The organism is Pseudomonas sp. S2_H01 (genome assembly GCF_054668305.1).
In genome coordinates, this window is the sequence record NZ_CP162756.1 from 699,595 (window position 1) to 713,213 (window position 13,619).

The window sequence follows — 13,619 nt, forward strand, 5'->3', positions numbered from 1 at the left end:
AAGTGCATAACGTCATTCGACGTAGCGACGGCAAAGGGCCGCATTATATAGGCGTTGCTTCCACGGTACAGTGACTTTGTACGATAGAAGCAGCCAATTGGATTATCGGTCGATTATCAGCTTGCGAATTCGGCAAATGCCGCGACCACCTGCTCCATTTGCGCGGCGGACACGTCAAGGTGCGTGACCATGCGCAAACGGGACGCCGCGCTCAGGACAATCCCTCGCTCGGCGCAAAAAGCCTTCAGCGCCTCGGCGCGGTCACCGATCTGCACATAGACCATGTTGGTCTGCACCGGCTCCACCTCGTAGCCCAGTTCGGTCAGCCCCTTGGCAAGAAACGCCGCGTTAGCGTGATCGTCAGCCAGACGCTCGACTTGATGCTCAAGCGCATACAACCCCGCCGCTGCCAGCAAACCGGCCTGGCGCATGCCGCCGCCGACCATTTTGCGCAGACGACGCGCCTTGGCAATCAGTTCGTTCGAGCCGCACAGCACCGAGCCGATCGGGGCGCCCAAGCCCTTGGACAGGCAAACCGACACCGAATCGAAGTGCTGCGTGATTTCACGTGCATCCACGCCCAGCTTGACCGCTGCGTTGTACAGACGAGCGCCGTCCAGATGCAGCGCCAGCCCTTTGTCGCGGGTCAGTTTGCGCGCGGCAGCGAGGTAGTCCAGCGACAGAACCTTGCCCTGCATGGTGTTTTCAAGCGCCAGCAGGCGGGTGCGCGCGAAGTGGAAATCGTCCGCTTTGATCGCGGCAACGACCTGATTCAGATCCAGAGAACCGTCCGCCTGGTTGTCCAGCGGCTGTGGCTGGATGGAACCCAGCACCGCTGCGCCTCCGCCTTCGTACTTGTAGGTGTGCGCTTGCTGACCCACGATGTATTCGTCGCCACGCTCGCAATGCGCCATCAGGCCAAGCAGGTTGCTCATGGTGCCGGTCGGTACGAACAGCGCTGCGGCAAAACCCAGACGTTCCGCCAGCCATGACTCCAGTGTGTTGACCGTCGGGTCTTCGCCATAAACGTCGTCGCCCAATGGCGCACAGGCCATGGCGTCGCGCATGCCGGCGGTGGGTTGGGTCACTGTGTCGCTGCGCAGATCGATAACCGTCACGATGAAGCTCCCTGAGAAATGGTTCAGGCCTCAGTTCTGAGGCCGGGACGATCGATAATCAAGGCTTCGGTTCACGATGCCAAGCCGTGCTTATAAGAAAAGCTGATGAAACCCATCAAAAAGGCTCCAAGCACATTCTGAAAATCTGTGTTACAAACTGCACGCCGACGACAAATGCCGTCGGCAACGTTCTCAGGGCGGGGTGCGATTCCCCACCGGCGGTAATGGCGCGCAATGCGTCTAGCCCGCGAGCGCTCGCGAAGGCGAGGTCAGCAGACCTGGTGTGATTCCAGGGCCGACGGTCATAGTCCGGATGAAGAGAGAACGGGATTGGCACCACAGGATCGTCTCGCAGTGTCGTCACGTGCGCTTGTCGCCCGGACGGCTGTCGACCGTACCCTGGCATCCCATTCGATCCAACACGCCCTGTTTTTTAATTAAACAGGAGTCAGAACAGATGCAACCCACCGCAATTCACGCCCACGACCGCATCGCTTTCATTCAAGCTTGCTGGCACAAAGATATCGTCGATCAGGCGCGCAAAGGCTTTGTCGCCGAAATGGCGAACCACGGCTACGCCGAGAGCGATATCGACTTCTTCGAAGTGGGCGGCGCCTTTGAAATCCCTCTGCACGCCAAGCTGTTGGCCAAGACAGGTCGTTATGGCGGCGTCGTGGCGGCCGGTCTGGTGGTGGACGGCGGTATTTACCGTCACGAGTTCGTTGCGCAGTCGGTGATCAGCGCCCTGATGCAGGTCCAGCTGGAAACCGAAGTACCGGTGTTCTCGGTCGTCCTGACCCCGCACCATTTCCACGCCGGGGAAGAGCACCAGAAGTTCTTCTTCGACCATTTCGTGCACAAAGGCCAGGAAGCGGCCAAGACGTGTGCCGACACGCTGACCAAGCTGCGCGCCGTGCGTCGCAGCAGCGAGTCGCAGAAAGCGGTGGGTTGATGGAATGACGGCGTCCCCCGGGACGCCGCCATTCCCTTGTAGGAGCGCGCTTGCCCGCGAATGCGGTGGGTCAGTTACCGATAGTTGGCTGACACACTGCAATCGCGGGCAAGCGCGCTCCTACAATGAACCGCGTCAACCCGAGACATGGCTCACACCAACCCTTCCCCGGTCGTCGGCACAATCAAAATACCTGCGCGCAACCCGTTCTTGACCTTCGGGTTCGGGAAGATGATGCGGGCGCCCTCCTCTTCCACCACCCAGCGTGAATCGGCCAGGTCCTCGGCCAGCACAAAGCCTTTATCCAGCACCGTGAAGTTCTCGATCTCGGCCGGCAGGTTCAGGCGGAATGCATCGCTGTGCTTGATGATTTCGCGCGCCACGCTGAACAGTTTGAGGCCGTCGAGCTCATCCCCGACAAGCGCCTCTTTGCCTTCGATCAATTGCTCCAGCGTCGCTTTCAACGGCGCGAGGTTGACCTGCTGGTTTTGCCCGAACGGTCGCGCCTTGCCCAGCTCCAGCGTGAAAGCCTCGGCATCCAGTTTGTCGTAGGTGTAGGCGCTGAACACAATGGACGACTTGTTCTGCAACAACACCGCTTCCATACCCGCTTTGTGCAAACGCACCAGCTCACGGCGCGAATGCTGACGCTCCTCCTTCCACGGGTACAGGGCAAACTGCTCAATCTTCGAGCCGCGAATCGCCGTGTGCAGGTCGTAGTGCAAGCGGTAGCGATCGGGCAGGCTGAAGAAACCGGCGGCCAGTCGCTCAAGCTCACAGGCGCGCAAGGCTTCGCTGCCGCCGCTTTGTTCATGACGGCCGTTGAACAGCCGGTTGACGTCCTGTTCGACGTATCGCTCGCCGCGACGCATCGCTTCGGGGTTACCGAACAGGAAAAGAATACGCGCGCGAGGCTTGAGTTCGCCTCGCGCGATGGCGTGAATCAGCTCGTCGAGCAACTCGATCGGCGCCGTTTCATTGCCATGGATGCCAGCGGACAGCAGCAAGTCAGTGCCGTTGTCCCGCGCTTCGGGTGGCCGGACTTCCAGCGCACCTTCGGCCAGCCAGCGCATGCGAACGCCTTCGACGGTCAGCTGAGTCTTTTCCGCGGGTTCACGACCCGCCAGGGTCAGTTCAAGCAGTTTGCCGAGGGCGAGCATGTGTCGATATCCGCTTAGTGGTTGCAGTCCGGGCCATGAACGTGGCCGTCTTCGTCGTCGCCACTCATATCCGCCGGTTCCATTTCCAGTTGCAGGCTGACCAGGTTGGTGGCCAATGGACGCAGCAGCAAGTTGGCGTATTCGGCATCGTCTTCTTCGACGTCGACACCGATCAGCAGTTGGCCGCGGCCGTCTTGCTGAATCCAGACCTCTTTACCCTGCCAGATAACGGCAAAACGGGTGCAGGACGTTTCCAGCTGAGTGCCGTCGGTGTCTTCAAGGATCAAACGCAGGGCGTCGGTCATGTCAAAAATTCTCTCTGTAAAAGCAAAAACATCGTCGGCCCGACGCCGCAGGACGACGGGCGCGATGTGCGAGGTGCATCAATTGATCTGGAAAGGATAGACCGCGCCCAGCTTCAGGTGCTGCGTCAGTTCATCCAGCGCCGTGCGGCACTCGGTCAGCAGTTGCGGATCGGCCAGATCGTTTTCCGTCATGCGGTCGCGATAGTGCTTGTCCACCCACTGCGTCAGCGTGTCGTACAACGGCGCCGTCATGATAACCCCTGGGTTGACGGCTGCCAGTTCGGTTTCATTCAGCGCAACGCGCAAGCGCAGGCAGGCGGGGCCTCCGCCGTTCTGCATGCTTTGTTTGAGGTCGAACACCTTGACCTCGCGGATCGGGCTTTCGTCGGCGATCAGACGCTGCAGGTAATTCCACACGCGCTCGTTGCTGCGACACTCTTCCGGGACGATCAGCAGCATCGAGTCATCGGCACGGGACAGCAATTGACTGTTGAACAGATATGAGCGCACGGCATCTTCCACGCCGACCTCGGTGCGCGGCACGCAAATGGCCTGGAAACGACCGCCGCGACGGCCCAGCTTGTCATGCAGCTCGCTGAGCATGTGTTCCGTGTTGAGGAACGCATCCTCGTGATAGAACAAGACCTCGCCGTTACCGACCGCGATGACGTCGTTGTGGAACACACCCTGATCGATCACCGCAGGGTTCTGCTGCGCATACACCACGCCCTCGTCGCTCAGGCCGTGCAGACGCGCGACGGCTTGCGACGCTTCGAGGGTCTGACGGGCCGGGTATTTCTGTGGCGCCGGAAAGCGGGTGTCGAACGCCGCACGTCCGAACACGAAGAACTCGACGCCAGCCTCGCCATAGCTGCGGCAGAAACGCGTATGGTTGGCCGCGCCCTCATCACCGAACTGGGCGACGGCAGGCAAGGCGGCATGGTGCGCAAAGTGCTGTTGGTCGGCGAACATGGCGCCCAGCACACGGCTGGTGGTCGGGTGTTCAATGCTGCGGTGGTACTTGCAGTTGAGGTTGGCGGCGGTGAAATGCACACGACCGTCGGCCGTGTCGGCACTCGGGCTGACCGTGGCGGCGTTGGCGACCCACATGCTGGATGCGGAGCAACTGGCCACCAGCAACGGCATGGACTCTTTGGCCGCACGCTCGATGACCTGCGCGTCGGTGCCGCTGAAGCCCAGCTTGCGCAGCCCGGCGACATCCGGGCGCTCCTGGGGCGCCAGCACACCTTGAGTGAACCCCATGTCCATCAGCGCTTTCATTTTCGACAGACCCTGCAACGCCGCCTCGCGCGGGTTGGACGACTGCTGGCAGTTGCTCTGGGAAGCGACGTTGCCGTATGACAGCCCGCCGTAGTTATGGGTCGGCCCCACTAGACCGTCAAAGTTGACTTCACAGGATTTCATCGGTGAGGCTCCGTGGATCTGTTTTTATGTGCACATTCTTTATCTGGCACCGCCATCTCCTGTAGGAGCCGGCTTGCTGGCGAATGCGGTATCTCAGTTACATCAAGGGTGGCTGACCTACCGTGTTCGCCAGCAAGCCGGCTCCTACAGAGTTCAGTGGCCGATTCCAACCGGTTCAGGACAGGCTTATGCCCGGCGTCAAGCTGGAAGGCAAAGTCAACGTGCCAGCCTCAAGCGACGCCACCGGATACGCGCAATAGTCCGCAGCATAATAGGCACTGGCGCGATGGTTGCCCGACGCACCGACCCCACCGAACGGCGCGGTACTCGCCGCGCCCGTCAGCTGCTTGTTCCAGTTGACGATACCGGCCCGGCTTTGCAGCCAGAACTGCTGATAGCGTTCCTGAGAATCCGACAGCAACCCCGCTGCCAAACCATACTGGGTGGCGTTCGCCTCCTCGATGGCCGCGTCAAAATCAGCGTAGCGAATCACTTGCAGCAAAGGGCCGAACAGCTCTTCGTCAGGACGATCGCTCACGTCACTGACATCCAGAATGCCCGGGGTCAGCAACGCCGATTGCGTCTCTGGCTGGGTCATTTCCAGCAACGCCACGGCGCCATTGGCGAGCAGTTGCTCCTGAGCGTCGAGCAACGCCTGAGCGGCGCGCAGGGAAATCACCGACCCCATGAACGGCGCAGGCTGCTGATCGAAGGCGCCGACCTGAATCGTTGCGGTCACTTCGACCAGGCGCGCCATGAACGCATCGCCCCATGCGCCTTCCGGCACCAGCAGACGGCGGGCGCACGTGCAGCGCTGACCGGCGGAAATGAACGCCGACTGGATCACCGTGTACACCGCGGCGTCCACGTCAGCCACCTGATCGACGACGAGGGGATTGTTACCACCCATTTCCAGGGCAAGAATCTTGTCCGGGCGACCGGCGAATTGCTGATGCAAGGAATTGCCGGTGCGGCTGGACCCGGTGAAAAACAGACCATCGATGCCTGAATGGGCCGCCAGCGCGATGCCGGTTTCCCGCGCGCCCTGAACAAGGTTCAACACACCGGCGGGCAGCCCGGCGTCGATCCAGCACTGGACGGTCAGCTCGGCGACTTTCGGCGTCAGCTCGCTCGGCTTGAACACCACCGCGTTGCCCGCCAGCAACGCGGGCACGATATGCCCGTTGGGCAGGTGACCCGGAAAGTTGTAAGGCCCGAACACGGCGACCACACCATGGGGCTTGTGGCGCAGCACAGCGGTGGCGTCGCCCAGCGGGCCGCTCTTCTCGCCGGTACGCTCGCGGTAGCTCTGGATCGAGATCGCCACCTTGTTGACCATGCTGGTCACTTCCGTGGCGGACTCCCACAGCGGCTTGCCGGTTTCCTCACCGATGCATCGGGCGATTTCGTCCGTGCGGCCTTTCAGCGTGGCGGCGAAGTTTTCCAGCACCCCGATGCGCGCGTCCAGTGTCAGCGAAGCCCAGGCCGGAAATGCCTGACGCGCAGCGTTGACCGCCGCATCGACTTGCTCGGTGTTCGCAGCCTGACCGGACCAGATCACCTGTTGCGTAACCGGGTTCAGCGACTCGAACGGCTCGCCCTGCCCGGCTTGCCAGGCGCCAGCGATATAAAGCGTATTCATCAAATGCCCTCCCGAGCAGGCGACAGAGGCACTGCACGCACCTGATCGCCCGCATTCAGGCGCAGGCGCTTGGCGGTTTTAGGATCGACCACCAGCGTGCCAGCGGCAAACCGCGCCGGAGCGGCCGTTACGCGGCAGTCCTCGCGTTTGCGGTTGTGGATAAGAAACGGCGTAGCGTCGTCACCCGGCGTGCCGACCGCCAGCACCAGTGCCTGGCTGTCACGCACTGCGCGGATCTTGCTGGTTTCGCACTCGATGGCAGGGCCCGCGTCGAAAATGTCGACGTAGCCCTGATAACTGAAGCCTTCGCCCTTGAGCATGGTCAGCGCTGGTTCGGTGCTGGTGTGTACACGACCGATGACATTGCGCGCGGCCTCCGACAGGAAGCAGCTGTACAGCGGGAATTTCGGCATCAATTCGGCGATGAACGCGCGATTGCCGACGCCGGTCAGATAATCCGCCTGGCTGAACTCCATCTTGAAGAAGTGACGGCCCAGGCTTTCCCAAAACGGCGAGTGCCCTTCCTCATCGGACATGCCGCGCATCTCGGCGATGATCTTCGACCCGAACAGCTCAGGGAATTCGGCAATGAACAGCATCCGCGCCTTGGACAGCAAGCGGCCGTTGAGGCCGTTGCGGTAATCGGCATGCAGGAACAATGAGCACAACTCGGAGTTGCCGGTCAGGTCGTTGGCCAGGAACAGCGTCGGGATTTCGCGGTAGATGTTCAGCTCTTGAGACGCGCTGACGGTCAGGCCCACGCGGTAGTTGTACCAAGGCTCACGCAGACCGACCGCACCCGCGATAGCGGAAATGCCCACCACACGACCGTCATCGTCCTCGAGGACAAACAGGTAGTCGGTGTCACCCCGCTCGGCCTCGCCGCGGAAGGTTTTTTCGGCCCAGCCGACCCGGTGCGCCAGACGCTCTTCATTGGCCGGCAGCGTGGTCAGGCCTGCGCCTGTGCTGCGCGCCAGCTCGATCAGCGCCGGAAGGTCACTGCTGCGTACGGGACGAACGATCATGCTTTCTCCTCAACCCGGTTCTCTGCTTGAAGAACCGGCGAACTCAAACCCGCGATACGGCGTCAGGCTTTGACTCTGGCACTGACCGCCGACGACTCAACTGTCAAACCGCAACGATGCGCACACTCGCGCCTTCGCCGACGCCCAATGCCTCGGCAGCCGCCAGACTCAGGGTGACCGGCTTACCCGGCACCCAATCGAGCTCCAGCATGACCGCGCGGTAGTCCTGCAACTGGCTGTTGGCGACCAGATAAGGACGGCCGCCCTTGACCGCATCGCCGCTGCTGACAGGGTCAACCTTGACCGGCACAACGCGGCTCTGGGCAATCGAACGAATGCCGGAAACACGGGCATGCAAGGTCGGACCGCCGTCGAAGATGTCGATGTAATGGTCGGTCTCGAAGCCTTCACGCATCAGGATGTCGAAGGTGATCTGCGCACGCGGATGCACCTGACCCATCGCTTCCTGAGCCTCGTCGGGCAGCAACGGCACGTAGATCGGATAGTGCGGCATCAGTTCGGCGAGGAAGGTCCGGCTCTTCAAACCGCACAAACGCTCGGCCTCGGCGTAATTCAGGTCGAAGAAGTTGCGACCGATGGCGTCCCAGAACGGTGAGTCGCCGTTCTCGTCGCTGTAACCGACGATCTCGGTCACCACCGAATCGGCGAAGCGCTCCGGATGGGCCGCGACGAACAGCAGACGTGCACGGGAGTTGAGCTCCGACCACAGGGTCCCGACCAGATCCGGCAAGACGTAGAAGCTGGTCAGCAGGCTGTTGCCGGTCAGGTCGTGGCACTGCGAGAGCACGTGGATCTTGTTGTGGATCTTCAGCTCGCGAGAGGCGTGAACGAAGGTCTCGTTGCGGAAACTGTAGAACGGCTCGGAATAGCCCGCCGAGGCGACAATCCCGGAACAGCCCACCAGACGCCCGGTGTCGGTGTCTTCCAGCACAAAGAAATAGGTTTCCTCGCCGTTGAAGCTGACCTCGGCGGCGAACGACGCTTCGGAAGCGGCGATCTTGTCACTCAAACGTCCAGCGTCATCCGGAAGGGACGTGACACCAATCGGGCTGTCCGCGGCGAGTCGTTGAACCTCGCTCAGATCAGCCATTTGCGCGGGGCGCATCACCAGCATGGTGTCACTCCTTGAGAAAAACAGGCCGGTTGTACGGCATGTGAAAAAGAAAAAACAAATATGGAAATAGCGCAATTCGTAGGAACCGGCTTGCTGGCGAACGCGGAGTGTCAGTCAATGCACACGTTGCTGATAAACCGCATTCGCCAGCAAGCCGGCTCCTACAAGGGATGCATCAAGCCTTGGTCAACTTCGCCACGGCGCGCTCAAAGCGGTCCAGGCCTTCGGTGATGTCCGCATCGTCGATCACCAGGCTCGGTGCAAAACGCACGACATCAGGGCCGGCCTGCAGAATCATCACGCCTTCGTGTTCGGCGGCGTTGAAGAACTCCTTGGCCTTGCCTTTCCAGGCGTCGGTCAGCACGCAGCCGATCAACAGGCCCAGGCCACGCACTTCGCTGAACACGCCGTATTGCTGGCCGATTTTCTCCAGGCGCGCCTTGAACAGGTCGTGCTTGGCGTTAACGCCCGCCAATACTTCTGGCGTGTTGACGACGTCGATCACCGCTTCGCCCACTGAGCACGCCAGCGGGTTGCCGCCGTACGTGGTGCCGTGAACGCCGACGGCCAGGTGCTTGGCGAGTTTTTCGGTGGTCAGCATGGCCGCCATCGGGAAACCACCGCCAATGCTCTTGGCGCTGGAAAGGATGTCCGGGGTGACGCCGTAATGCATGTACGCAAACAGGTGGCCGCTGCGGCCCATGCCGCTCTGCACTTCGTCGAAGACCAGCAGCGCGTTGTGCTCGTCACACAGCGTGCGTGCGCCTTGCAGGTATTCAAGCTCGGCGGGCAGCACACCGCCTTCGCCCTGAATCGGCTCCAGCACGACGGCGCAGGTTTTGTCGCTGACAGCGGCTTTCAGCGCAGCGAGGTCGTTGTACGGCACGTGGGTGATGCCGGTGATCTTCGGGCCGAAACCGTCGGAGTACTTCGGCTGACCGCCCACGCTGACGGTAAACAGGGTGCGACCGTGGAAGCTGTTCAGCGCGGCAACGATTTCGTACTTCTCGGTGCCATACAGGTCGTGAGCCACGCGACGGGCCAGCTTGAAGGCCGCTTCGTTGGCTTCGGCGCCGGAGTTACAGAAGAACACGCGCTCGGCGAACGTGGCATCGACCAGCTTTTTGGCCAGGCGCAACGCAGGTTCGTTGGTGAATACGTTGGAGACGTGCCACAGCTTGTTGGCTTGCTCGGTCAGTGCGCCGACCAGCGCCGGATGGGCGTGGCCCAGCACGTTGACTGCGATGCCGCCGGAGAAATCAACCAGCTCACGACCCGATTGATCCCAGACGCGGGAACCCTGGCCGCGCACCGGAATGAACGCTGCGGGGGCGTAGTTGGGGACCATCACCTGGTCAAAATCGGCACGTTGCACCGGAACTTGCTCAACGGACATCGGAGTCTCCTGAAGAGGAACGCCTGCCTGGGACTGGCGAGCGATGGGAGGATTGTAAGGACTGATTTCGGTCGGGCCTTGCCGCCAAGCGACAACTTCTTATAGCGCCAAACCGGCTTTTTCCGCGGCTTTCGGCAATGCGACAAATAGCGTCGGAAAGGCGCAGTTTAAACGTTGGACGACGGTTGTAGCAGCGTCGTGTCGATTTGATTTACTGAAGCACTAAAGCAGAAATAGTAGAGCTCGATTTGAAGCAGGGCCTGGATTGGGCGCACAGGAACAAGGATTTCAGCGGCGCCTTAGCATCCTGTGGGAGCGAATTCATTCGCGAGACGGCCTTACATCCAGCCGACCTCTGTCGCCTGAAACATTTTTCGCGAATAAATTCGCTCCCACAGGGATTCGAATCCGCTTGAAGACTTGCTTATCCGCGCTCGGCAGGCACCGAGGACAATTCGAACGGGCTGCTGCTGCGGCGCTGGTTGCGGTCTTCGCGAGGGGTGGCACCGAAGAAATTGCGGTAGGCGCTGGAGAAGTGGGGGCCTGAGGAGAAACCGCAGGAGAGGCCGATCTGGATGATCGATTTGCTGGTCTGCATCAGCATCTGCCGCGCCTTGTTCAGGCGCAACTCAAGGTAATACTGACTGGGCACGCGGTTGAGGTACTGCTTGAAGATCCGCTCCAGCTGTCGTCGCGACACGCAGACGTGCTGGGCGATTTCATCGGTGGTCAACGGCTCTTCGATGTTGGCCTCCATCAACAGCACAGCCTGGGTCAGCTTCGGATGGCTGGAGCCCAAACGGTTCTGCAACGGAATGCGCTGACGCTCGCCACCTTCACGAATGCGTTCGACCACCAGTTCCTCGGAAACCGCACCGGCCAGTTCTGCACCATGATCTCGCGCCAGCACCGCCAGCAGCAGGTCCAGCACCGACATGCCGCCGCACGCGGTCAGGCGATCACGGTCCCAGTCGAACAGATGACTGGTGGCGATGACCTTGGGGAAACGCTCGGCGAAATCATCCTGCCAGCGCCAGTGCACCGCCGCCCGGTAACCATCCAGCAACCCCAACTGCGCCAGCGGATAAACCCCCGCCGACAGACCGCCAATCACACAGCCCGCACGCACCAATTGTTTGAGCGCACCGGCCAGCGCAGACGCCATGGGGGCTGGCGGCTCATCGGCGAGCAGGAACACTTTCTGACACCCTTCGAGACGACCGCCCCACGGCTCACCCGGCAATTGCCAGCTGGCGCCGTCAACCGCCATGGCGGGCTCGGCCTGCATGAACGTCAGTTCATAGACCACGTCGGGATGAACGCGCTGAGCAACACGCAGGGCTTCCTCCGCCAGTGCCAGCGTCAGGGCTTTGGTACCGGGCCAGATAAGAAATCCAATTCGATGGGCAGTCATGGCGTGCAATCCGAAACGTGTCGCTGTTATGGGCCGCACGGCGAGCGTGCGGTAAATCTCTTGCGCTCAGTTCATGGCAGCGGTTTGGGTGACGCGCAGCATGAACTGTTCTGACACAAAACGCACCGTTCGAGACGGTGCCGATCCCTACTTCAAACTGCCGGACAGGAACTGCTGCAGCCGCTCCGACTTCGGATTAACCAGCACTTCGCGCGGGTCTCCGCTCTCTTCGACCAGGCCCTTGTGCAGGAAGATCAACTGGTTCGACACCTCGCGGGCAAAGCCCATTTCGTGGGTCACCACCACCATGGTGCGGCCTTCCTGCGCCAGCGCCTGCATGACTTTCAGTACGTCACCCACCAACTCCGGGTCCAGCGCTGAGGTAGGCTCGTCGAACAGCATGACCTCAGGCTCCATGGCCAGCGCCCGGGCAATCGCAACCCGCTGCTGCTCGCCACCGGACATGTGCCCCGGGTAGGCATCCTTGCGATGGGCCACGCCCACTTTGTTCAAGTAATGCTCGGCCTTTTCCAGCGCTTCTTTCTTCGATACGCCGAGCACATGGATCGGGGCCTCGATGATGTTTTCCAGGGCCGTCATGTGCGACCACAGGTTGAAGTGCTGGAACACCATCGACAGGCGCGACCGCATGCGCTGCAGCTGTTTCGGGTCGGCGGCCTTAAGCCCGCCGTCCTTGTTGGCGACCAGTTTCAGCTCTTCGTTGTTGAGCAGAATGCGGCCAGACTTAGGTTGTTCCAGCAAATTGATGCAGCGCAGAAACGTACTTTTTCCCGAGCCGCTGGAGCCGATGATGCTGATCACATCGCCCGCCTTGGCGGTGAGCGAAACGCCTTTGAGCACTTCGTGACTGCCGTAGCACTTGTGCAGGTCCTGGACTTCCAGTTTGTTCATGATGTCGGTTCTCACAAGTAATCAGTCACTGAGCAGGCGGCCGCTGCGCAACGGGGTACGACCCGCCACTTTGGCCATCCAGTAGCCCGGCTGGGCATAACGCAGTTTTTCGATGGCGAACAACACGCCTGCCGTCCCCGCGCACACGGTGGTCGCGCGATCGTTCAAGGGGTCGATGACTTCGAACAGCGGTTCGCCAGCCTCGACCCAGGCCCCGGCCGGGCGCAAAAACGTCAGGACGCCCGCGTGCGGCGCGTAGATCATTTCAGTGCCTTCAAACGGCATGCCTTCGCAGGCTTCGAACGCCGGCTGCGGCCACTCACCGCTGATCAAGCCGTGCTCGGCAAGGAAGGCCAGGATGCCTTCGGCGTACGCTTCGGCGTCGGCCTTGCCGGTGTTGGTCTGGCCGCCCAGTTCCAGGGTGGTGGACATGCAGGCCAGCGGGATCTGTGCATCCGCAAACTGCTTGGCCAGCCTCAGCCACGGCAACGAGCAGGCTTCGTCGAACGAGCTGCCGCCGGAGTCTTCAGCCAGCAAACCGACACTCACGCCCAAGTGCGCCGACAATGAACGCCATTGAGGCCAGTGCTGCGGCAAGGCGTACATGTGCAGCGACGCGTCGGTGTCGCAGTGCAGATCCAGCACGATGTCTGCCGTGCAGGCATGGCTCAGCAACACGCGCTGCATGCCGGCCAGTTCGCTGCCCGCAGGCGGCAACTGGTCAAGCACATCGACCATGGCCTGACGAATCAGCTTCACGTTCGCGTGCGCATCGTCGCCCAGCTTGCCCGCCAGCCGCTGGGCGACCGGCTCACTCAGCTCAGTGAAGTCGCGATTGAAATTCTTGCCGCTGCCGTATTCGAATCGGCCCTGATGATTGCCTTGCAGCAACTGACCCAGACCGATCGGGTTGGCGACCGGCACCAACTCGATGACACCGTTGAGCAGCCCCTGCTCCTCCAGCTGAGTCAGGCGCTTTTTGAGCTCCCAGGCGGTGCGCATGCCGGGCAATTCGTCAGCGTGCAGGCTGGCCTGAATGTAGGCCTTGCGCCCGCCCTCGCCGAAGCGAAAGACGCTCAGCGTGCGTTCCGTGCCCAACGTGCTCCAGGGCAGGCTGTGATCGATGCGTTGCATA

12 protein-coding genes and 1 riboswitch are annotated in these 13,619 nt (G+C 61.4%); of the genes, 1 reads left to right on the top strand and 11 read right to left on the bottom strand.

Annotated features, from left to right (window positions below; all coding sequences use genetic code 11):
- Nucleotides 1–116 precede the first annotated feature (116 nt).
- Nucleotides 117–1,118 (bottom strand): low-specificity L-threonine aldolase, encoded by a 1,002-nt coding sequence (gene ltaE / locus AB4N84_RS03110; RefSeq protein WP_460045216.1) that lies wholly within the window; start codon nt 1,116–1,118, stop codon nt 117–119.
- Between the two features lie 184 nt (nt 1,119–1,302).
- Nucleotides 1,303–1,448: riboswitch (FMN riboswitch) on the top strand.
- 127 nt (nt 1,449–1,575) lie between these two features.
- On the opposite strand from ltaE, the gene AB4N84_RS03115 reads away from it, so the two are divergent.
- Nucleotides 1,576–2,070: a 6,7-dimethyl-8-ribityllumazine synthase gene (locus tag AB4N84_RS03115; protein ID WP_062389371.1), complete on the top strand. Its 495-nt coding sequence runs from the start codon at nt 1,576–1,578 to the stop codon at nt 2,068–2,070.
- 152 nt (nt 2,071–2,222) lie between these two features.
- Here AB4N84_RS03115 and astE read toward each other — a convergent pair whose 3' ends face one another.
- From astE to AB4N84_RS03165, 10 genes are all read right to left on the bottom strand, one after another.
- On the bottom strand, nt 2,223–3,230 hold the full coding sequence (gene astE / locus AB4N84_RS03120; RefSeq protein ID WP_460045218.1) for a succinylglutamate desuccinylase: 1,008 nt from the start codon (nt 3,228–3,230) through the stop codon (nt 2,223–2,225).
- Between the two features lie 14 nt (nt 3,231–3,244).
- Nucleotides 3,245–3,535 carry a topoisomerase II gene (locus AB4N84_RS03125; RefSeq protein ID WP_074757280.1) on the bottom strand — a complete coding sequence of 97 codons (291 nt, stop codon included), beginning with the start codon at nt 3,533–3,535 and terminating at the stop codon, nt 3,245–3,247.
- A 78-nt stretch (nt 3,536–3,613) separates the two neighbouring features.
- Nucleotides 3,614–4,960: an N-succinylarginine dihydrolase gene (gene astB, locus AB4N84_RS03130; RefSeq protein WP_460045219.1), complete on the bottom strand. Its 1,347-nt coding sequence runs from the start codon at nt 4,958–4,960 to the stop codon at nt 3,614–3,616.
- A gap of 175 nt (nt 4,961–5,135) precedes the next feature.
- Entirely contained in the window at nt 5,136–6,605 is a 1,470-nt protein-coding gene (astD, locus tag AB4N84_RS03135; protein WP_460045220.1) for a succinylglutamate-semialdehyde dehydrogenase, read from the bottom strand.
- Nucleotides 6,602–7,627, bottom strand: coding sequence for an arginine N-succinyltransferase (gene astA, locus AB4N84_RS03140; protein ID WP_074757286.1), 1,026 nt, complete (start codon nt 7,625–7,627; stop codon nt 6,602–6,604). The genes astD and astA overlap by 4 nt, the downstream gene beginning before the upstream one ends.
- A gap of 103 nt (nt 7,628–7,730) precedes the next feature.
- Nucleotides 7,731–8,762, bottom strand: coding sequence for an arginine/ornithine succinyltransferase subunit alpha (aruF, locus tag AB4N84_RS03145; protein WP_460045221.1), 1,032 nt, complete (start codon nt 8,760–8,762; stop codon nt 7,731–7,733).
- 175 nt (nt 8,763–8,937) lie between these two features.
- Entirely contained in the window at nt 8,938–10,158 is a 1,221-nt protein-coding gene (locus tag AB4N84_RS03150) for an aspartate aminotransferase family protein (RefSeq protein ID WP_074757290.1), read from the bottom strand.
- A 424-nt stretch (nt 10,159–10,582) separates the two neighbouring features.
- Nucleotides 10,583–11,572, bottom strand: coding sequence for a GlxA family transcriptional regulator (locus AB4N84_RS03155; RefSeq protein ID WP_460045222.1), 990 nt, complete (start codon nt 11,570–11,572; stop codon nt 10,583–10,585).
- Between the two features lie 147 nt (nt 11,573–11,719).
- Nucleotides 11,720–12,484, bottom strand: coding sequence for an ABC transporter ATP-binding protein (locus AB4N84_RS03160; RefSeq protein ID WP_460045224.1), 765 nt, complete (start codon nt 12,482–12,484; stop codon nt 11,720–11,722).
- 21 nt (nt 12,485–12,505) lie between these two features.
- Complete coding sequence (locus AB4N84_RS03165; RefSeq protein WP_460045226.1) at nt 12,506–13,618, bottom strand: succinylglutamate desuccinylase/aspartoacylase family protein; 1,113 nt, start codon at nt 13,616–13,618, stop codon at nt 12,506–12,508.
- Between the last annotated feature and the right edge of the window lies 1 nt (nt 13,619).